Origin of the sequence: Sphingobacterium sp. SYP-B4668 (assembly GCF_027627455.1) — a bacterium.
Taxonomy (GTDB): Bacteria; Bacteroidota; Bacteroidia; order Sphingobacteriales; family Sphingobacteriaceae; genus Sphingobacterium.
Genome location: NZ_CP115483.1, coordinates 1,579,211 through 1,600,439, shown reverse-complemented (window position 1 = coordinate 1,600,439; position 21,229 = coordinate 1,579,211). Strand labels below are relative to the sequence as shown.

Here is a 21,229-nt window from a genome sequence, read left to right as displayed (position 1 = left end):
GTTACGACCCTTTCTTATAAACCCGGATATTATCCAAATACATAGCTACACGCTCCACCGGCGCAAAATTTTCGACCCTGAAATTGAGGGAATAGCTTGTACTCGTACCTGTGTAGCCCATTGGCATAATCTTATCCAATGGAATGGTAACCGTCTGCCAAGTATTCAAATTTTGTACATTGAAATACTCACTGCCAATAGCGGTTGGATTATACGCCCAATAATAATAGATGAAAAATTTCGTCTTTTGAATCGGTACATTCATATTCAATTCAAATTTCAGCTCATATTGATCTGGATTTTTCAACATATCCAAATCATAATCAAAGGAATTTTCCATCAGGTAAAACCAACCGAGTCCATCAGGATATTTTGTTTGATCGACTTCAAATCGAATATAGGTATCCGATACCGGTTTGGGAGTCGGCCCTGTACTTAGCCATTGCTTCCCCGTCGCACTCACATACGGAAAGTCTGGATCAAAGCTCGTGATGACATGGTTCTTATCTCGGTAGTATCCCTTGCATATCGCCGTCACATCAAATTTGCTGTTGATTGCTTTCACTTTGATGTTGCTCTTGACCTCTAGTGGTACACGAGCCGTCAAGTAGACATCATTAGCAAAGATTACTGGACTTTCAATACCATCAAAAGAGATTTTGGTCGTAGAGCTGTCCACTTCATACAATTCCAAAAATTTTCCATAAATCTTGATTGTATCACCCGGTAAAGTATATTCATTGAACATCCCTGTCAATTCCAAGTCGGGGATATTCACTTCGAAGGGGTACTCCACCTGTCCAGCATTGGTCACCACCATAATCCTATCATTGACCTCCTGTGGCATCTTTACAGGCACCTGCAGGTATATGACATCATTCTCTATATATATTTGTTTAAGATCCACCTCTACATCGTTGAATCTGATGGCTGTTGGCTGTTGTTGATGCTCACCATATAGTGCAATCCAGTCGCCCATATTCCCTTTATCAATATTTGTATTGGGGTCCTTCATGCTGGTTATCTTTACAGCCTTTGGTACACCTGAAGAGGTCGCTTCGTCCTTTTCACAGGATATACATGCGAAAAGAAAGACGAAGCAGCCGAATAGTCTTATTATATTTTTCATTTCAAATTTCATTTTGATGAATACTCATTACCAACCGGGATTATTGACGTCAATGAATTCATTGGTGTTGATCTCGTCAGCGGGAAGTGGCATCAAGAGATGTTTGGCCTCTCGACGTTTGATGACATCGTTTTCATCCGTCCCACCCAAAGCATTCATGGTCTGCAGATAAATACCCCAACGCAGGAGATCAAAGCGACGAATTCCCTCAGAAGCAAATTCTTTAGCTCTTTCCTCTAAAATGTATGATCGGAAAGACAACTGTGTCCAAGGGTTATCGACATGTATAGCCGACACCAGTTTACTTTTATTTCTGCGGTTCAGCTTTTCAACTTGATGAATCGCTTCGGCCGTAGGACCATTGTTCACTTCATTAGCTGCTTCGGCATATAGGAGCAAGACCTCTGCATAGCGCATAAAAGGGAAATTGAAATCCGTGCGCTTGCCGTCCAAGGGGACTGATATTTGCGTAAACTTGGTCAATTTGGATCCATATAGATGGGCATCGTAGCGCAAAATATCCGTAGGTTGATAGCCATCGATTCCCTGCTTCACTTTTAAACTGTCCTTGGCCGGATAATAGGAGTACATCAGCGTGTTGGTGGTCTCATCAAAAGAGAATGGTGTACGGTGACGTACCCCCCACGTGATGCGCTCGTCCCCATCATCAAACATTTGATACCAGTGGTCACGTTGTACATAATATCCCGATGTCAATTGGCCGTTTTCAAGAAAATAACCCGAATAGTCCGTCGCCACGAAATTACTCAAGGATTCATTTCCAGCCAATGTTTGCAGTGTAAAGATAAATTCCTGACCATTTTTACTGGATGGGCTCCAAAGCTGCTGTTGTGAGCCGTATAAGTCAAAATCTCCTAGATCGATCAATTCTTTAGCCTTGTCCATCGCCAGTTTATAGTATTCCTTCGAGTCGAATGCCGCATATCCACCTACTTGATCTTTGCTGAAGGTCACTTTTATCGGAAAAGGAGTACGCACTTTTACTTTATCGTCATCAAGGGTGAAAGATGGCCCGCCAGACACACTGATTTGACTCCCCGTAGGCATGCTTGCCGACCCAATCGTCGCATACACTTTAGCTAACAACGCTTTCGCAGCACCCCGGGATACCCGTCCTTTTTCATAGCCCGCATCCCTAGTCGAGTACATCGCTACCTCTGCAAATTTGAGATTCTCGATAATAAATTCATAAACCTCCTTGACACTCGATCTCGGCACAGCCAGGGGTGCCCCCTCTGATACCGAGGTCTTGTACAGGCACACCTCCCCAAAGAACTGGACAAGGTTGAAATAGGACCATGCTTTCAGAAAAGCAAGCTGTCCTAGCGCATTGTTCTTGACATTTTCCGGTAGATCCATCTGGGCAATCAAATAAGAATGATAGTTGGAGCGGTGTATCGCTTGGTAATATGATTGGTAAAATCCTCTTACCGATCCGTTTTCATAAAAATTACCAGCCCCTAGTGCCCCAAATGCCCACAGTGGACCAGACTGGTAGTCCGTATCAAAGTTGACCACATTGTGGTAGTTGCCCCATTCAAAGGGGTAGGCCAAGGTCGTATAGGCCCCTGAAATCAACTCATTATAATTCTTGGCCTGTATCAAGTCTTCTCCCGACACAAACGTGTAGGCCTCTTCATCCAAAAAATCTTTACAGGAGACTGTCGTCATCAACAGCACTACTGTCGCGCACAATGCGTAGCATATCTTTTTCATAATAGTGTGCATTTTAGTTTAGAATGTAATATTCGCTCCGAAAGAAATAGTTCTAGCAGTTGGATAGGATGCCATATCGACCCCTCTTCTGGATGCATCACCACCAAACGTATTCACGTCCGGATCGAACCAGCGGTATTTCGTGATGGTGAATAGATTGTTTGCCGAAAGGGTAAAATTGATTGCTTCCAACAGCGGGATAGGCTTATCCCAACGGTACCCAAAAGTTACATTTTTGAGTCTAAGATAAGATCCATCCTCGATGAATCTATTCGACGCCTTTAGCGAGCGAGTGAAGGTATTATCTGCCCGTGGGAAGGTTGCGTTTTCCGCATTCTCTGGCGTCCATCTATTGTCCCAGACAAACTGTGGCATATTGACCGACCCCGATAAGTCATAGCTATTGAGATTGACATTCAAGATGTCGTTGCCCTTCGTCCCTTGCAAAAAGAAGCTCAATGAAAAGCGCTTGTAATTGAAATTGTTGGTCAGGCCATACGTAAAGTCAGGATTGGTATCCCCTAGGATTACCTTGTCGCGATCATCGATAACACCATCGCTGTTGGTATCCTTATATTTGACCTGTCCTATCATACTTCGTATCTTGGCGTCAGACTCATTTCTATAGGCCAGATTTGCCCGTACTTCGGCTTCGTTATCAAAGTATCCATCCTCTTGGTAAGCGTACAGTGTTCCGATAGCATGTCCATTCCGTCTCAAGAATACACTTTCTATCCCCCAAGCTACATCAGAGAATTGGTCGGCCTCCAATCCAGATATTGTATTTCTATTGAACGAGATATTCCCGTTGACATTCCATTTAAACTCCCGTTCGCGGAGTACCGCAAGATTGGCCGTGATCTCCAACCCCTTATTATCTACGTTGCCGTAGTTGGTTGCGATACTGCTGAACCCCGTACTCATAGGAATAAACGCATACTGTAGTAGGTCTTTTGTTTTCTTCTGATAATAGTCCACTACCAAGCTGAGTCTATCTTCAAGGATATTGACATCCAATCCAACATTGCGCTGTGTGGTGGTTTCCCATCTCAGATTAGGCGCAGCGGGACCTCCCCATCTATCTTCGGCAAATCCGCTTGCGATGCTACCATTCAAAGGATAAGGCTGTGAAGTCATCCGGGAGCGAGTAGCATATGCTGAGATTCCCTGATTACCCGTCTGACCGTAGCTTAGCCTTAATTTTAACAAGTCAAAGATGCCTAGGTCCTTCACCCACTCTTCATCTGAGAGTCGCCATGCTACTGCCGCTGAGGAAAAGTTGGACCAGCGTCCTTCTTTGGATAGGCGGCTAGACCCATCTCGTCTGAATGTTGCCGTGACCATATACTTATCGTTGAAGATATAGTTTGCCCTTCCAAAGTACGACATCAACGAACTCTTGCCTTTGCTGGAGGTACTTCTATTTTGTATCAGAGCAGCTCCCATATCATTCTCTTCGGTGATATCATTCGGGAAGCCCGATCCACTCATTCCTTTACCGCCCCAGCGTACGGTCTCGGTAGACCAGCCCACCACTGCATCGATTTGATGCATGTCTTTGATTCGCTTATTAAAGGACAACAAGGATTCAGCAGTCAAGCTCTCGTAGTAATTATCCGATTGCTCCCCATATCCATTTACGGGTGCTATCCCCCCACTAACGAAACGGTTGTAGTAAATATTTCGCTTATTTTGGCTCAACCCATAGCCAAGATTCTGTCTAAACTTGAGATTGTCTGTAAGCGTGACCTGGGCATAGGAACTGTTGTAAAGGTTCAATGAGCCCAGGATATTCTTGGCTGTACGAACATAGAGATAAGGGTTGCCCAACCCGGTGGATGAATCTTCGGTTACCCCCGACGGTTGATCAGGATCAAAGATATTGAATGTAGGGTTATATCCCAGAGCAGAGGGGATGATACCATAGGTCTCGCTGTTGGTCCGGGCCAATCTGTTTTCAGACTTAGATCCCGTTAGGTTGTTTCCCAATTCAAACCAATCTGTAATCTTTCGATTCACGTTAGAGCGTACATTATAGCGTTTGAAATACGAATTCAAGATAATGCCTTGCTGGTCCAAGCTACCTAAAGAAAAGAGATACTGCCCCTTGGCATCCCCACCCGACATGCTCAGGTTATAATCTTGAGAAAAGGCCGTCTGGAAGATCTGGTCCTGCCAGTTGGTCCCTCCGTTCATATACCCATTTCTAAAATCATCCGGACTAGGCATATAGGTACTGTCTATACGGACTTCCTGCCCGGTGATCGGGTCGATTGCCAATTTGTAACTGTAGCGTCCTGGAAGCGGAAAAGGCAAATCACTATCAGGTACTTGCTGCCGTCCATCGTAGAGATATCCATTTCGGACCTGCTCATTGCGATATTCAGCATAGGTGGCGGCATCTAACACATCCATATATTTGGTCGCTTTAGATGTGGACAAATTTGTGCTAAAATCTACTTTTGTCTTTCCACTACTACCAGACTTGGTCGTGATGATGATGACGCCGTTGGCCGCTCTCGAACCATAGATGGCCGTAGCAGATGCATCTTTCAGTACATCTATAGAAACGACATCTTTAGGATTAATCAGGTTTAACGGATTGTTATTTTGCTTGGTTGCATAATCGGTAGTAGGTGCCTCACCACTGTTGAAGGGTACACCATCGATTACATAGAGCGGTTCAGTGCTGGTGGAGAAAGAATTGGCTCCACGGATTTGGATACTAATTCCAGCACCAGGTGCACCGTCGGCCTGATTGACGACCACGCCAGCAACCTTACCTTGCAGAGCCTGATTAATACTCACGGGGTTCAATTGCTTCAGCTCTTCCATATTTACGGAGGAAACGGCACCCGTCAAGTCCTTTTTCTTGACAGTACCATATCCAATAGCGACCACCTCGTCGATCTCTGTCGATACAGGAGCCAACTTGACCCTTAATTGGCTTTGGTTGGGCGGATGATTGATTTTCTTTCTTCGATAGCCCACTAGAGATAGTTCAAGCTCTAAATTGTTGCCACTACTGGTCACATAAAATATACCGTTCTGATCGGAAGCACTAGCTTCATTCGTGATTTGATTTCTAATTGTAACACCTGATAGCGGTGTACCTGTCAAGCTATCTACGACAACCCCAGCGACTTTCACTTGCGTCATTTCCTCTAGGGTTCCCCTATTTCCTCTAGGTGTAGCTCGTCTATCGGTCGCTATTTTCTTAATGATGATGTTCCTGTCCCTGATATCAAATGCCAATCCTCGTGGCTCCAGGATACGGTCCAAAGCTTGTTGGAGCGGCACGTTCTTCAGATTGACATCGAGCAATGGGGTCTCGTTGATGATTTCCGAATCGCAGATAACATTGTATCTCGTCTGTTTTTTTATCTCTCTAAACAAATCGACGATTGCGATATCTTTTTTCACCAGACTTACTGCCTGACCGTACACATCCGCTTGGAGATAGGTCATACTGGCAAAAAGAATTAGTACGATCAATTTCATGACTATTAGGCATTTAAAAATTGGGAATAGTCTCCTATACCCACAGGTTAGTATGTGTTTTTTCATTACCTTTGGATGGTTTTTGATTGTTAAACATAAAGTGGTTTTGCGGCCCTTGTTGATATTTGAAAACCGGATCAAGGCTGAGAGAGGGATCAACTCTTTCAGCTTTTTTTTCCGATGTACAGTGAAAAAGTCTTATTTCATAATGTACACCCTCCTTCCTTCTTTTCTGAATTTAATCTTATCGTTTATAATCTTAATGATATCCAATACTTTGTCAAACGAATCATATCGGGATACCGACCCCCATATGGACAGTTCTTTCAAATCCGGTGATACGATGATCTCGATATTGTACCAACGTGACAATTTCAACATCACGCTTTCCATATTTTCATTATTGAACATAAATTCTCCTCTTTTCCATGCCAGTACCTCATCGACATTCATCTTCTGTACGCTCATATTGCCTTTATCAACCATCGTTTGCTGCCCAGGAATCAATAGTTTAGTTAAATTAGCCTTGCTTACTTTAACACTCCCTTCAATCAGGGACACATATGAACGGGCCTCATCCGCATAGGCATTGACATTGAAATGAGTGCCCAATACCTGGACATCCTGTTGCAGCGTCTTTACAATAAAAGGGGCTCCTTTTCGCTTTGCGACTTCAAAATAGGCTTCGCCTGTTAATTCGACTACCCTTTGGTCTGCTCGAAAGGAACGGGGGTAGATCAGCTTGCTATCCGCATTCAGCGTGACCTGGGTGCCATCTGATAAGGTAATCTGGTATTCACCGCCTTTGGGGGTAGTGAGTTCCATGATGGGATTTGCTGCTATTTTTTCGTCCACCTGTATCAGTCCACCACCATCGGCATATTGAATATGCTGATCGATCACGATCCCTGCTTCGCTGGACTTCAATTCGATGCTTCGCTGCATCCCTTGGATTTTGAGGTTGGCGCTATTATGCCCTGGTTTTATTTCAGCAAATTCGGATATCGCGTGCCTATTATCTATTGGGTCTACATGCATCCCCATTTGCCAGTAGAGCATCCCCAAGCATATACAGATAGATGCCGCTACTCCAGATACCTTTAACACTGTGAGCCTGCGCACCCTCCGTCTATAGCGATCGTCTTCACGGCGTGCTCTCGTCAAAATATCTTGCAACATCTGTTGTTGCCTATCTTGGCTCCCCATCCGGATACGATGATAAGTTGCGTATTCTGCAAGTAGCTTTTGCCGATCGTCCAACCGATCCACTATCTTCTCCAGATCCGGATGTTGCGTGAGCACCTCTGATCTGTCTATAAGGGTTTCACCCTTTTTCATTGAAAGATGCTTGCGGATCAGGCTTACGATATTATCTATTTTGTTCATGGGTGTTGGGCTCGGTTTAGGAGTATAACACATTTCCACACACAATCTATCCTCCCTTTTATTATTTTTCTAAATAAAAAACAAAAGCAAATGATAATCAGCGGAATGAGACTAATTTTTATTTAAATAGGAGAAGCATCAGTAGTCCCCAAGTCGTATGATCCAGTGAAAGCTTATTCTTAAGTGCTTTGATAGCGCGTGATTTATTCATGTACACAGATGATATGGGGATTTGGAGAAAGACTGATATTTCTTGGGGGTCCAGCTCTTCAAAAAAAGAGAATTTGAATATCTCTTTCTGTAGAGGGGGAAGATTTTCGACCTCCTCATATAATTGTTGGACCAGCTCGGTACGGATGATCTTGGTTAGCGTGTCTTGATCTTGTAGGATCAAGGCTTCGTATTCTTGAAAATCGTCCGTCATGCGTTCGTGTACGACTTTTCGAAGCTGATTGAGGCAGGCATTTTTGGTGGTTACATACAAAAAGGCTCTTAGATTCTCGAGTGTCGTAAATTGGGTACGAAGGCCCCAGGCTTTGACAAACGAATCGGATACAATCTCTTCAGCAGCATCTTCGTCCTTGAGGTATTTGATTGCAAAGTGAATTAAAGTAGGGTTCAGTCGATAGAATATGTCCGTTAGGGCACCCTCGTTCCCATTGGCAAATCCCTCTATTAAATTCGATCCCATTCCTCAATGATTAAAATTATCGCGCACTAGTTTTGTTTAGGTAAGGGATTCGACCCCCAGGTACAGTTTATCCGAGGTCAAGATAAAAATGTTTTGCCATCAATGCAAAATTAAAAAATGATGTAAAAAATGTTAAGCAATTATTTACTTTCCTATTCTTGTACTTATTATGGCTTTTGGCTATATGGGTGTATAGCTATATTGTCAATCGGGCGTATCGTTTGTATCGAGTAGCCCCTCATCGTTTGCAACTTCTATTCTTTGGCTCAATATACTCCCGCGCCAATTCTGGGAGTCCAACAAGTCTTCGGTAATATTGGTCAAATAGGGTGGGCTGATGACCAACAGGTTATCGATTTGGAATCGATTCAAGGAGCAACTTGCCACAAAGCGATCGTAGAGTGTCTTTGCCCATCGCAGTTGCGCAGGATACTCTTTTATCGCGACGATATGCGCCAAATTGGCTCTATGCCCTTTTTGATACTCCCCAAACCATTGTTGTGCAGCTGTAGGCAATAGGTCCTTTATCTTCTGCTTGGTATACAATATTTCGCCCGACCTGAGATATAAGGTGGTGATGGATTTACAAGATTTGATGAGCAAGATATCCAATAGGATTGTTTCCTTGATCGTGCCATCGGCTACATTAATTTTGCAATCAGTCACCTTTGGAATTTCTGATTCAGCTTCACTTTCGTTCTTCAACGAAGCTTCAATTTTTATCCGTTCCATAAGAGAAGCCACCCAGCGCTCCATATGTCCAAATAAAAGGGCCTGATCGGGTCTATGCCAAACCCAAAGTGCATAGGATATGAAGCACCCCAGAAAAAAGAAAACCCCACCTGTCCAATAATTACTGCTGAAGAGATTTTTGTTTTTCAATAAGAAGGCAAAGGCCAGTAAAGCCACATTAAAAATAAAGATAGGGAGGATAGCTGTCAACATGTAATACAATCGTTTTTTAGGCCGGCTCCATTTGGATTGTCTTCCAATGCCAATCAAGGTGAGAAAGCAATAGACAAACTCGATATAGAATATATACCCCGTTGTCAAAAAAACAGTAATCGCAAAGAGTGCCCAAAATTTACCATTGTGAGCAAAAGTACCAAAGAGGTAAAATTTCCTGTTGGTCGTGAGTAGATACGCCATAGGGAGGACATAGATTAAATACTTGAAAAATATACTCTTCATAACAAGGTTTAAACATAATATAATTCGGCACATTTTGAAATCCGACTAAGGCTTGGCTAGAAGCAGCATGTAAATTATAAAACAATATTTTAAAAACAAAACAAATTTTTATGTCACAAAAAAAAGTGACTTCCATCACTTTTTAAATTGCCGAGTTATCCACATTTTACAGAAAACAGTTAAAATTCAACCTCCTGAGTTGTTACCGCCCCCTCCTCATTCCCTTTCTTTGTAGAACACAAATAAAAACGAATAATTATGAAACAAATTTTTAATGCAACTGGAGTAGCAATTGTACAAGCTGACCAGCTATCGTTGTCGGTTGTTGAACGTGCGACTAGCATGCAAGAACTTCAAAACAATTTTGCTGTTTGGATGAATGACCACTTTATCCTCACCGCCACCCAACAGCAACAAATAGATGCGATACCCGCTCCTTTTGTTGAAGAATTGACTAGTGCCATTGCCTATGAAATGAACATTGGCAATACGATTACATTTGCCAAAGAAGATCCTGCAGATGGCAAAAAGGACAAAGACATCTTGATGTCTTATGCCACTTTACAGCGTCTATCGTTTGGCACAGCTGCTATCCAAAAGACTAGGACCTTACAGATTTTGATTCACTATCGGTAACCATGAATGCTCAGCTATTACCTCACCTTCACCCATATATCGCTATCTCGCCGGACCTAGAAGAGCGACTAGGCTCTATCCTTAAACAACAGACCGTACGCAAAGATCGGATTATCAAGAGTTCTCCCCTAAACCTAATATTTGTCAATCAGGGTCTATTTATGCGAATCAACGATGATACTGGCCATGTACAGCACTTTATGAAAGGTGAGGATTTTATTATCTACCCAGAAGATAGCTGGCATGAGTCTATCGTTGCACTCCAGGACAGTGAAATATTCGTCCTGGATGTACAGGAACAATATCAATTGATGTCCGATTTTCCACATTTGATCCCTGCCTATGACCGATTGTATATGTACTGGTATAGACAGCGATTACTACGTGAAGAATTGTTACTCCTGAGCGCAGCAGAACGAAAAGGGACATTTTTAAAACATTTTAAAGGATATGCGCATTTGATCCCGCTTAAATATATCTGCTCTTACCTGCACATCCTCCCCACATACTACAGCAGACTATAGACTTGCAAAATTGTAAGTCAAAAGTTTCAATTTTACACGTTTTTTCTTTCAAAATCCAAACTGCACGTACACTCTTCCCTGCCTAACTTAGTATTGACGAAAAAAAGGCTAAAAAGCGATATCTAATAATTGGAGGACCCGGAATGAAAGTAACACAGTGTAAAAGAAAATTCAGCGTTTTTCCCGGGAGGCGGGTACTGATCTAGAAAGACGTCAACTTGTAACCAAGTAGCGACAACTGTATCGGCGAGAGTCGTCGGCACAGCGATCATTTTGCTAAGGCATCGCGATCATTGATTTTATAAAACACCAATTATACAAAAGTTAAAATATAGAAAAATGGCAATATTTCATTTGAACGACCCTACCAAACCGGGTCTACCGTCGAGCTATTTACCGGGACCACCTTCCACCCCGTGTGCAGGTAATAGCCAAATATGTACGATTAATGCTACAGCCAGTGGCACTGTTCCAGTAATCACAGAGGCATTGCGCAACGAAATGCTGCAGGCCCTGAATACACATGCCAATACAGCTAATGTAATATTAAAAGCGTAGCATTCGCAACAAGGAAGGCCACTGGCGCAAGTCGGTGGCCTTCCTACCTTACCCCTCTCCCACAGCGGTCAGGACAAAGACCTCGGTTACACGTCTTTCCTTCGTTATATCCAATCCATTTTTATTCAACATCACTTTAAGTGAATCAAAATCCTTATATGGATACACGACCACCTCGCCGGTATAACCCGACTCGTCGATGATAGGCGGAAAATCGGCGTTCAGATCTATAAAAAAGATAAAATCACTAAAGCTTCGCCGAGCTGGATCGTCTTGAATATCCGAGCCACCATCCAACTTGCTGACCACCCAACAATCTATCTCTCTTTTTTCTACCCTACCATCCAACCCCAGCATACAGTCCAATTGTGAAACGATCTTCTTCATGCGGGACCTTTTGGACTGCCCAATGTCCGAGATCAATTCAAAACCGATACAATTCATACGGTCCCATTCTTCCTGGTACCCCATTTCTTTGCGGAATATGTACTTCTCCCTATCCAGCCCTTCCAACACGATACGGTTATTTTTCATATAGGGCAGTGTTTGATCCTGCCCCAGCGCGTAGAGATAAGCCTGTATGACAGGGACATTGACCATATAATCCCTAACCCTATTCTTAAGTGAATCCCGGTCTTCTCCGTATTTTAAATTTGCACCTGCCAGGTACCGCACTAAGGTAGACGAGCCCACCGGGACAATGTCATCTATATCGATCAATTTTTTGGAGTAGTCAAATGCAACAAAATCATTCTTGACAGGCAGATCCAGCCCCTTTCCTTCCAATGCCCTTGCTATCTGATGATCGTCCACATAATCCGACCCTGTCATTGCAATGACCCTTCCTTTATCTATCCATACGACATGGGATATATAACGATGTTTAAAATACTTGGTCAATACCGTATCTCCGACGATTACAGGAAGCCTGAGGTCATTCAATAAATCGTTCGCTTTAAAGAAGCGCGCTACCCTATCTTTTTTTTCATAGGTGACAGGAAGTATCTGTATCGCAGGACCGTACTTGGCCTGCAACCGATCCATCTTTGGTAGTGCTTCGATACAATTGCTGCAGGATGTGGCCATGAAATCCAGGATCAACAACCTATCCCCATAATCACCAAGGGACGAAAGGGGCTTCGAGTCGACCATAAAGTCTCCCAACTCCAAATCCGGCACTAGATCACCGACTTCGACATTTCTTTGGGACTGTCCAATACTGGACTGTCCATGGCCAAAATGACCGATGAGCAATGTTACCATAACAATAGCCAACTTCTTCATATTTAAATATCCGTTAATCATGTTCGTTCTGTTCAATCCCCGACATCTGTACCACTTTATGGGGTATCAACAAAGTATACCGTTTGTCATTGGGTTTCAATTCATATGTAATCCCCGCCATTTTTCGCTGCAGGGTTGTCTGTCTACTTGTTTCCATATTGAGCCTCCTGAGATCGCTCCATCTTATATTCCTAAAAACAAGCTGCTTGCGCCTCTCATCCAATATAATCCCCAGTAGTACTTCACTATCCGTTGTAGATATGGGGCCAAGGTCTCCATTTTCCCATCTCGAGGACAATAGTGCATTTATATCTTGCCGGGCTGCATCGATATCCTTTTCCCGAGCGTAGCATTCTGCCCTGTTCAAAAGTATCTCATCCACTGCCAGACCATTGAACGGTGCTTGGTTGAACAGCCCATCATAGTTCCCTTTAAAAGAATAGCTACCGTCGCCGTTGTCCATAAAAAACAATTCTTTCCGCAGATCGCCATTTGCATATGAGCGATAGAGGGTGCTGTCTATCTTACAAGAGCCTTGCTGGAATGCGCTCGCCCCCATACATATCGAATGAAATATGACCTCATCATTGAACCTCGCAAATGGTGTCAGGCTACTCTTGTCCAATGTGGTATACTTCATTAGGTCGTATCCCTGCATCAGTACCGAGTCTGCATATAGTTTAGCTTCGTCATAGCTACCCATGGCCATATGGATACGGGACAATGCAGCCCAGGCCGCTACTTTGCTCGGCCGGGTGACCATATCGGTACTGGTGGGCAGCAACCGAGCTGCGCTCCTGTAGTCCGACAGTATCCTGTCGTATGTCTCCGCCAATGTCGACCGTTCGATAGGTTCGTCCAGATCGGGGTCCATTTTTAGCGGTAGGCCCGATTGCTCATCGGCGGTATTGGCATCATAGGGAGTCGTATATAGCTGTGCCAACTGTGAATAGGCATATGCCCTAAAAAAATGCGCGGCACCTTCGACCTCGTTATACTCGGCAACGGCTACTTTGGGGTCTATACCCTTTAATGTCCGTAACACCTGATTTGCATTGTAGATGACCTTATAGGGTCCTGCCCATTCGAATACGGAACTGTATTGATTTTTTTGCCATATATACGCACCTCTTTCTTCCAGTGTGGCCAAGGCCTGCCAATATTCATGTTCCAGATAAAAATTGTCCGAACCGATTTCCCCCATTGTGGGGTAGGACTGGTTCATCGTATTATAATCATCGAGCAGCGCCCTACAATCCGTCAATGTCTTTGGCACTCTCATCTGGGCACTTGGCTTGGTATCCAGATAATCCGAGCATGACGAAAAAATCGAAAGACAATAAATGACCAACCAATAGTGCGAATGCCTACTCGCGCTGTACCTAAAAGTTTTCATATTATGAGTTTTATAAAATAATGTGTTAGAAGGTTGTAGATATCCCAAAAGAATAAATCCGGGGAAAGGGTATGTTTTCCTCTACTTCAGGGTCGATCCCTTTTTTGTTCTTTCGCCATAGGATTATCCCGAGGTTATCTATGTTGCCATAGATTCTTATATTTTTGATAGTACCACTTTTGATCTTTGGTGAATAGTTTATATTCAGATCCTTTATCCTGATCTGATCGGCACGATATACCAGTGCCTCCGAACGCGTGTAAAATTCATCCCGGGCATAGTCCAGCGGATAGGAAAAAGAAGGTACATCTGTGATGTGTTCGTCCCCAGGCTGTTGCCACCTCCTTCCATAATCTGCATTTCCGACCCAATAGCTCCCAAAAGAATTGTATTCCATACTGGGGATATGCATATAGCTCCCAAAGTTGTACTTGACAAGAAAAGAAACGTTAATCCCTTTGTAGGTAAAGCTATTTTGGAGCGAACCAGCATATATGGGCACCGTAGGTCCGATATATTTGATGGCATCCATATTACCGAAGAGGATGCCGTAATAATCCGTGCTCTTCTCGTTATCCAAAAACCCGACCGGATCGCCATTTTCCGGATCGAGACCGGCAAAGCGGTAGGCATACAATGCATACAGGTCTTTACCCTCTACCGGGTTGATGGTCTTCACGGCCTGTGTGTAGGTATATGCGCTACTGTGCTGATAATCGTATTTCGTTACGATATTGCGGTTGTAATTGAACAAGAGCGTACTCCCCCAGGTGAATCCACTTTTTTTGATATTAAGGGTGTTGATCTGTACATCGATGCCCTTTCCGAGCATGCTCGCGGTATTCATCGAGATAAAATCGAATCCCGTAGTGGGATCCAAGGGCGCTTCACTGATGATATCGACACCTCTTTTCCTAAAAAAATCTATCGAACCACCTATCCTATTATCGGCCGTTGCAAAATCGACCGCAGCATTGAAGATACCCACGCGTTCCCATCTAAAATTGGGATTGGGCGGATTGTTCATGACCGCATAAGGGAGCCCAGTTACATAATCGTTTCCTTGATGGTAGATCGTGGCCACTGCGGGTACATCGCTGTTGACCTTGCCGTTGTAGCCGTACGTCAATCTTATCTTCAGGTGAGGAAGGAAGGACAGCCCGTAGTACCTCTCTTTGCTAACGTTCCACGCGATACCCGATGACCACAGCGGTTGCCACCGCTTATTGCTCGTCGCCCCAAAGATATTCGAGGCGTCTTTCCTGAAGCTTGCCGATAGGACTATCCGGTCATCATATGTGTAGGAGCCATTGGCAAATACCGACACGAAGCGGTTCAGGTGATTGACCAGTGTAATGGACGAAGGGATCTGCTGCGCCCCCAACCGTCCCTTTACCAAGGGGAATATGGTCTTATGGTCAACGTTTTGAAAGCTGAGGTTTTCCCTATCGTATCCGTACAACATGGACGATGCACTTTTGGATAGAAGTTCCCTATTCTCGGCACCGATGATGGCATTGAACCGGTGGGTCCCCTCCCGGACCGATCGGTCTATGTGCAACATCCCCCTGAATGTCCTCGCATCCTTTTCTGCCACGGTACGTGTAAGCATATCGCCGATGGGTATATTGCGGACCACTTTGGTATCGTCCCAATCCGAATACAGGTTAATAAGGTTGCGGGTCGAATAGGCACCGATACCATGCCAATTTTCCGTGATACCGAACTCACGTTCTTGTTGATAGGCCCCTTCGACATGTACTCCCTCTAGCACCCTGTACTTGGCCTGGAACATGAAGTTGATGGAATTGACCGTTGTCTTCAACTCGCTATCGTCCATTTCTCCCAAGGGATTATAATTCCAGTCCAACAATCTGCCCGAGGCGATCGTATCCGTAAATGCCTTCCTGTAGGTGACCGTCCCTACGTCCACCGGGACACCCTGATCGTCCACCAATCGTAGGTATGGATAATGTTTCTTGCCTCCTCCCGAATAAAGAGAGCCGTAGCCTATCGGTTGGCCACTGTTGATATTGTTCCCCCTGGCCAAGTGTACATTGGCCGTGATTTCCAGCCGTTCAAAAGGACGGAAGCTAACGGCACTCTTCGTGGTGAGCCTATTGTACCGGGAGGTGACGAGTTCGTTCAGGTTCCTGTCATACCCCATGGACAACGAATAATTCGAATTCCGCTCGCCTCCCGAAATATTCCCGAAATACTGCTGATGGACGGATGGGCGATAGACATACTTTAGATAGTCCTTTCTTACATCTTGTCCTCTTAGGATATCGATCCTCGCCAACGCTACTTCTCGGGAAATCTCTCCTTTTTGTGCACGGTCCAACAGCTCTACTACCGGGGAGAGGGTGGTAGTGGGATTGCTGATGGAATAATTGTAATATCCTTTATCGAACAGCATGGTCTCCATATCGATGAATTGATCGCTGCTCATTTCATTGAGATAGTACAGGTCGGGCTTGCTCCCGATGCGCGTATTCATATTTACCGTAAGCTGTCGCTGCTGGTCGAACCGTCCCGCCTTGGTCGTTATCACGATGACACCGCTGGCGGCTTTGGTCCCCCAGATAGATGCCGCCGCCGCGTCCTTTAAGATGGTTACACTCTCTACGTCGTTCGGATTGATGCTGTTAAGATCGCCTTCAAAGGGGTAGTTGTCCAAGACCACCAAGGGCCGGAAGTCGCCCCTTAGGGTACTCAGGCCCCGGATGGTTATCTGATCAACGGCACTTTCTTTCAGAAAGGAAAGCCGCTTATCAAACCGGATACCCGAAGAAATCCCATCCAACCTGGAGAGCAGGTCCTTGCCCAAACTTCTGCTCAACTGATCTGTCCCGATGAATTCAAAGCTCCCCGTAGCTCTTTCTTTAGGTATCTTTTGGTATCCGGTAGAGACCACTTCTACCTCTTGGATGGTATTCTCGGCAGGTATCAGGCGGATCGTGATATAGGAAGATGTAGGGCCATAGCCTACTTTTTGGGCCTGATAGCCCAGATGCCGTACTTCCAAGCCCCCCTGTCGCTGTGGTAAGGCTATGGTAAACCTCCCTTCTTTATCGCTGCTACTGTGGTGTTTCCCGATTCGGATGGATACCCCTTCAATGGGGCGCCCATCGACAGCCGAGCGTACTTCACCGCGGAGTACGACTCTCGGCTGCTGGACGTGCCCAGTCGCTGCCCCTTGGTTGCCGGACAGCTCCTGGGCCGAAACATTGAACATAGAAACTATACAGGCCAATGTCAGGATGGCCTGTATACCCTTCAGTACCTTAGCTAAAAAATTGAAACCGTTCGAGACCATGGCAAGGGCCATCAGCAATACGATATATACCATAAGCTTAATACGGAAATACAGATGGAAGGCTTTAATAATTGGATCAAAGAGGGCTTCGCGGTATTCCTGATCGGACAGTCCGCTCCCACCCCTATTAAAATTCATCATTCTAAGGTTCATTAAGTGTGACCTAGTGAGGGCGGGTCAAAGCGCTTCTTCTATCAATAACCTACACGCACCTAATCCTCGATCAGGCCACACTGATTTAAATAAAAAATTAACTGAATAAAATCGAGTAGATACCTTTGCTCTTTACAATTGGGCTTTGTCGGTTTATAACTGGCAAATACTTCGATTTAAGTCATTAACAATGACTTCCGTTCCTTGGGTATTAAGGAGGTTTAATAATCTTTCTTTTTGTTTGTTTTTTTCTCATTGTTCATTTTGGTCATGGCTTATGAACAATGTATTTATGTATAGGATGAGATCCTCTCTTGAAAAGAGATGGGACTTACCTCATTCCTTCAGAAGGCCCTAGGAAGCCTGGAAAAGAGAACAAGAGTAAGCACCCATCTCTACTCACAAAGATAAGAGAATGGGGCTTTGACTCCCGATCTTGCTTTTCCTGAAAATTTCCTAGGTTCTCTGGACAAGATACAGCGTCATTCGCCTATTTATTAACAGAAAAACAATTAGTTAATCTGCTAAATACAATACAAACATAACACATATAATACAAAATTCATAATTTTCTATCAGATATATTCTTGTACAAAATCCTCCTTTTTGCAGTTATGGTTAAATTATCATATTCTGCAATCTACGTAATCAATAGTGTCAAGTTAACTAGACTTATTCATGGCATTTCAGCAAGGCAATTGTCGTTAGACATAACTAATAATCAAGATGAATATGTGATATCGCGACACGAGAGTACAGTCTACAAAACCCAGTATCCACATCACACATTGATACTAATAGCTAACGCTTTGAATTGCAATGTTAGAGACTTTTATCCTCCTGATGAAGAACTACTGGAAAGTGACGGCAGTAGATTTGTCAAGGAGATTATTAGTTTGTCTAATATTGATGATTGTACTTTAGTAATAAACGAAATGATCAATGCAGACTGTTTTGTTAACGGTATGAGCGCTGACGATACAAGTAAGCACCTCCATGAATATGGGAAACCTAATTCTTTGATTATAGAACAAGCATTAAAAGTAGCAGAAAAAGCTAACAAATTAAGCTTACAAAACGACAAATACTTCTCCAAATAGCAACCTGTATCCTCTCCAATGGGATAAATTGCTTATTTTAGGGTTTTATTAATCTAAATTGGGGAACGTCAAGAAAAATACGAGAGTAAAAAGTCCGCTTGTTATCATGCTTCGGACCGATTTCGAAGTTTTGCGTAATGTGTACAAGCTTCTAAGTGACTCATCTCTTTCTGACGAAGATGTCTCATTTCTATTGGGGAAAGCAGATGGTTATTTTTTCGAAATATTAGACCCAACGAACAAGAAAAAATTCAAGCAAGATTTATGGACGCTTTTTGTCCCGATATTCCGAACTTCTTTTACGAATGTCATGCCACCTCCTTATGTAGGATCACAAGAAGAAGTAAAGCTTAACAGCGCAGCCAATCATAATAAAAAAACGACTATATACCGTTTTACAGTCAACTATGAAGATCGTACGGAATGTAAAGATGGTCTCGAACAAAAAATAGCTGTAGAACCTGAATATCTGGAATGGAAAAAGAAAGTAGTTACCGGTGAACGGAAAGTTGAGAACAAACTACTAACCGATTATTTAAAGTTTCTGATCAGCGAGGGGTTCTTTTTTACCCCCAAGACTTCCCTATTCGTTCTTATCCATCTGCGTGAGTACTTCGATAAACCATTCACAGCTCAGGATATAGCCGTATCCATTAAAAAACTCTGTAGACGACAGACCGGAATTGAGACATTGCTCCAACGAAATACAGATAACTCCAGGTATACCTACTCAGAGCTATTTGACATTTCGGCTTTGGATCAAGTATCCGAACTTCCGGCACCACAAGTTGACCTTGTTAGTGGCTCGGCAGTAAATAATCGATACAAAATTACACATGCTGTACGTGGAGTATTGGGATTTATTGAGCTTAACGAACGCGAGCTGGTGAATATAGCAGTCCATCCAGATTTTAGAGAAATGCATATGGCGACTAGATTACTTGATTACGTCATGGATCTCGATGAAAAGTCCCCATTGACGTTAGAAGTCGACGTAAACTCACCCCATGTCGAATTCCTTACGAACTGCTCATTCATCGAAAGCAAAGAAGACCGGAAGTATAGAAAGTCCAATAATCTCTCAGTAATTAAGCTGAAACGAGGCACTAAAAAAGAGGACGAAAATGAGTAGCAAGTTTGACAATAAAATTATCCCTGTAAGCTGTTCAGTAATGATTAATTACCCCTCTCGTCCTCGTTTAGCTAACGAAGATTCATGAGAGATGCGATTGTATCGTATGTAATGAAGTAGTCTGACTCAAGAATCCTACAAGCTAGATGGATATAAACTAAGCATGATAGATTTTATGAAACGATTTGATAAAGAATAATATATTTAAAAATTGAACTATCTAAAAAAACACATTGAATCCCTTTTTATTGAATGCACAAGCCTGGATGCAAACTTGCTGGTTCTTGACAACTTAGTATCCTCAAGAGGCCAACAGTTACAGGAGAATTTTTCTTTCCCAAATTATGAACTGATTGGTATGATCACCACTTATAGGGATTTATCACAATTAGAGGGTGGTGATAATCTTTACAACACCAACGTGGGATATACGCTATCTACAGATAATTTGCCTGATGAAGTGACCAGATTGTTAAGTTATACCTCCTGCCTTACCATAACTCAGATATTTGAAGTCTTCGAAACATTTCTTAAGAACATCTTATCTGAACTTATTGTTCAGAATCCAAATCTAAGCCAAGTATTGAGGCTACCAAATACACATAATACTTTTACGGATGTTAGAAAAGAAATCTACTATATCCAAGGATCAGGTAATAAAGGATTTATTAAAGCATTGAGAAAAGTTTCTCCTTTCTTCAAACAGCACGAATCAAATAACATTTGGAACAAAAATATGAGCCACTGGTTTGATTTGATCGCTCATATCAGAAATCTGGTAGTACATTCTAGATTAGTTACAAATCCACAATTTGAACGCTATATAAAAGAAGCGCATCGAAAAGCTTTATTTGACCAGCATTTTACGATTTCGGAAAACGGTTCGATCAAAAAGATTGAACTTACACCTTATCAGGCCCATGCGATCACTCATTCTCTTTTCGAATATGCCCATCTCATCTATAAAGGATTGTCGATTGACTTCGGGATAGAACAAGATTTTGATTTCAAAAGAGTAGCAATTTGAAATATGCTTAGTTAGTTGCATATTGCGTTGTCTTCGTACAACTATCACTCATATCGTTACATTTCGGTATAGTCATCCTCCGTTATAGACATAAAGAGCATACAGATAAACGATATAGCCCCTGCGAACTGCAGAGGCTATGTTTAACCAATTATACATCCGCAGGATGAATACTAAAAACAATCCTTAAACACCTTTAATACAACATGATACTAATTAACGTTCTGAATTTATAAAAGATGATCCTCAGGCAATCCTTTATTCCTCTTCTAATCAAGATATCTAAACTAGGCAACATTACGGTTTCCCATATTTTGCAGAACATGATATTCCTAACTTTGTTTATTTACAATGCGTGATTGTAAAAAAGACAAATAAAATTGAATTATATAAGTCAAATCGTTAGCTTTATTATTGAAAATCGATATTATAATTAGTGAATGAATAAGAGAGGGATAACCATAA

15 protein-coding genes are annotated in these 21,229 nt (G+C 43.0%); 6 read left to right on the top strand and 9 right to left on the bottom strand.

Translation table 11 applies throughout. The features are described from left to right. Position 1 precedes the first annotated feature (1 nt). From OQ289_RS06865 to OQ289_RS06840, 6 genes are all read right to left on the bottom strand, one after another. Complete coding sequence (locus OQ289_RS06865) at positions 2 to 1,129, bottom strand: glycan-binding surface protein (RefSeq protein ID WP_270089989.1); 1,128 nt, start codon at positions 1,127 to 1,129, stop codon at positions 2 to 4. Between the two features lie 27 nt (positions 1,130 to 1,156). Further along, positions 1,157 to 2,866 carry a RagB/SusD family nutrient uptake outer membrane protein gene (locus OQ289_RS06860; protein ID WP_270089988.1) on the bottom strand — a complete coding sequence of 570 codons (1,710 nt, stop codon included), beginning with the start codon at positions 2,864 to 2,866 and terminating at the stop codon, positions 1,157 to 1,159. An 18-nt stretch (positions 2,867 to 2,884) separates the two neighbouring features. Continuing rightward, positions 2,885 to 6,367, bottom strand: a complete 3,483-nt coding sequence (locus OQ289_RS06855) for a TonB-dependent receptor (protein WP_270089987.1) — start codon at positions 6,365 to 6,367, stop codon at positions 2,885 to 2,887. 198 nt (positions 6,368 to 6,565) lie between these two features. After that, positions 6,566 to 7,753: a FecR family protein gene (locus tag OQ289_RS06850; RefSeq protein WP_270089986.1), complete on the bottom strand. Its 1,188-nt coding sequence runs from the start codon at positions 7,751 to 7,753 to the stop codon at positions 6,566 to 6,568. A 118-nt stretch (positions 7,754 to 7,871) separates the two neighbouring features. Further along, positions 7,872 to 8,444, bottom strand: a complete 573-nt coding sequence (locus OQ289_RS06845; protein ID WP_270089985.1) for an RNA polymerase sigma factor — start codon at positions 8,442 to 8,444, stop codon at positions 7,872 to 7,874. 204 nt (positions 8,445 to 8,648) lie between these two features. Next, positions 8,649 to 9,635 carry a hypothetical protein gene (locus OQ289_RS06840; RefSeq protein ID WP_270089984.1) on the bottom strand — a complete coding sequence of 329 codons (987 nt, stop codon included), beginning with the start codon at positions 9,633 to 9,635 and terminating at the stop codon, positions 8,649 to 8,651. A 258-nt stretch (positions 9,636 to 9,893) separates the two neighbouring features. Between OQ289_RS06840 and OQ289_RS06835 the strand changes: the two genes are divergently transcribed. The 3 genes from OQ289_RS06835 (at position 9,894) to OQ289_RS06825 (ending at position 11,353) form a co-directional block, all read left to right on the top strand. Continuing rightward, positions 9,894 to 10,271 carry a hypothetical protein gene (locus tag OQ289_RS06835; RefSeq protein ID WP_270089983.1) on the top strand — a complete coding sequence of 126 codons (378 nt, stop codon included), beginning with the start codon at positions 9,894 to 9,896 and terminating at the stop codon, positions 10,269 to 10,271. Between the two features lie 2 nt (positions 10,272 to 10,273). Next, positions 10,274 to 10,795 (top strand): hypothetical protein, encoded by a 522-nt coding sequence (locus tag OQ289_RS06830; RefSeq protein ID WP_270089982.1) that lies wholly within the window; start codon positions 10,274 to 10,276, stop codon positions 10,793 to 10,795. Between the two features lie 339 nt (positions 10,796 to 11,134). Continuing rightward, positions 11,135 to 11,353: a hypothetical protein gene (locus OQ289_RS06825; RefSeq protein WP_270089981.1), complete on the top strand. Its 219-nt coding sequence runs from the start codon at positions 11,135 to 11,137 to the stop codon at positions 11,351 to 11,353. Between the two features lie 48 nt (positions 11,354 to 11,401). Here the strand turns inward: OQ289_RS06825 and OQ289_RS06820 are convergent, their stop codons facing one another. Genes OQ289_RS06820 through OQ289_RS06810 form a run of 3 tightly spaced genes read right to left on the bottom strand, consistent with a single transcriptional unit; the run spans position 11,402 to position 17,493 of the window. After that, positions 11,402 to 12,637 (bottom strand): TlpA family protein disulfide reductase, encoded by a 1,236-nt coding sequence (locus OQ289_RS06820; protein WP_270089980.1) that lies wholly within the window; start codon positions 12,635 to 12,637, stop codon positions 11,402 to 11,404. A gap of 13 nt (positions 12,638 to 12,650) precedes the next feature. Next, on the bottom strand, positions 12,651 to 14,033 hold the full coding sequence (locus tag OQ289_RS06815) for a RagB/SusD family nutrient uptake outer membrane protein (RefSeq protein WP_270089979.1): 1,383 nt from the start codon (positions 14,031 to 14,033) through the stop codon (positions 12,651 to 12,653). A gap of 25 nt (positions 14,034 to 14,058) precedes the next feature. Further along, positions 14,059 to 17,493: a SusC/RagA family TonB-linked outer membrane protein gene (locus OQ289_RS06810; RefSeq protein WP_270089978.1), complete on the bottom strand. Its 3,435-nt coding sequence runs from the start codon at positions 17,491 to 17,493 to the stop codon at positions 14,059 to 14,061. A gap of 821 nt (positions 17,494 to 18,314) precedes the next feature. Between OQ289_RS06810 and OQ289_RS06805 the strand changes: the two genes are divergently transcribed. The 3 genes from OQ289_RS06805 (at position 18,315) to OQ289_RS06795 (ending at position 20,764) form a co-directional block, all read left to right on the top strand. After that, positions 18,315 to 18,605 carry a hypothetical protein gene (locus tag OQ289_RS06805; RefSeq protein WP_270089977.1) on the top strand — a complete coding sequence of 97 codons (291 nt, stop codon included), beginning with the start codon at positions 18,315 to 18,317 and terminating at the stop codon, positions 18,603 to 18,605. A gap of 106 nt (positions 18,606 to 18,711) precedes the next feature. Then, positions 18,712 to 19,737: a hypothetical protein gene (locus OQ289_RS06800; protein WP_270089976.1), complete on the top strand. Its 1,026-nt coding sequence runs from the start codon at positions 18,712 to 18,714 to the stop codon at positions 19,735 to 19,737. Positions 19,738 to 19,948: 211 nt separating this feature from the next. Continuing rightward, positions 19,949 to 20,764, top strand: a complete 816-nt coding sequence (locus OQ289_RS06795) for a hypothetical protein (protein WP_270089975.1) — start codon at positions 19,949 to 19,951, stop codon at positions 20,762 to 20,764. Positions 20,765 to 21,229 lie beyond the last annotated feature (465 nt).

Excerpts from the sequence above, each read along its gene's own strand:
- OQ289_RS06810 (WP_270089978.1), bottom strand. The coding sequence starts at position 17,493 with ATGATGAATTTTAATAGGGGTGGGAGCGGACTGTCCGATCAGGAATAC.
- OQ289_RS06840 (WP_270089984.1), bottom strand. The coding sequence starts at position 9,635 with ATGAAGAGTATATTTTTCAAGTATTTAATCTATGTCCTCCCTATGGCG.
- OQ289_RS06800 (WP_270089976.1), top strand. The coding sequence starts at position 18,712 with ATGCTTCGGACCGATTTCGAAGTTTTGCGTAATGTGTACAAGCTTCTA.
- OQ289_RS06830 (WP_270089982.1), top strand. The coding sequence starts at position 10,274 with ATGAATGCTCAGCTATTACCTCACCTTCACCCATATATCGCTATCTCG.
- OQ289_RS06835 (WP_270089983.1), top strand. The coding sequence starts at position 9,894 with ATGAAACAAATTTTTAATGCAACTGGAGTAGCAATTGTACAAGCTGAC.
- OQ289_RS06845 (WP_270089985.1), bottom strand. The coding sequence starts at position 8,444 with ATGGGATCGAATTTAATAGAGGGATTTGCCAATGGGAACGAGGGTGCC.
- OQ289_RS06825 (WP_270089981.1), top strand. The coding sequence starts at position 11,135 with ATGGCAATATTTCATTTGAACGACCCTACCAAACCGGGTCTACCGTCG.
- OQ289_RS06820 (WP_270089980.1), bottom strand. The coding sequence starts at position 12,637 with ATGAAGAAGTTGGCTATTGTTATGGTAACATTGCTCATCGGTCATTTT.
- OQ289_RS06815 (WP_270089979.1), bottom strand. The coding sequence starts at position 14,033 with ATGAAAACTTTTAGGTACAGCGCGAGTAGGCATTCGCACTATTGGTTG.
- OQ289_RS06850 (WP_270089986.1), bottom strand. The coding sequence starts at position 7,753 with ATGAACAAAATAGATAATATCGTAAGCCTGATCCGCAAGCATCTTTCA.
- OQ289_RS06865 (WP_270089989.1), bottom strand. The coding sequence starts at position 1,129 with ATGAAAAATATAATAAGACTATTCGGCTGCTTCGTCTTTCTTTTCGCA.
- OQ289_RS06860 (WP_270089988.1), bottom strand. The coding sequence starts at position 2,866 with ATGAAAAAGATATGCTACGCATTGTGCGCGACAGTAGTGCTGTTGATG.
- OQ289_RS06855 (WP_270089987.1), bottom strand. The coding sequence starts at position 6,367 with ATGAAATTGATCGTACTAATTCTTTTTGCCAGTATGACCTATCTCCAA.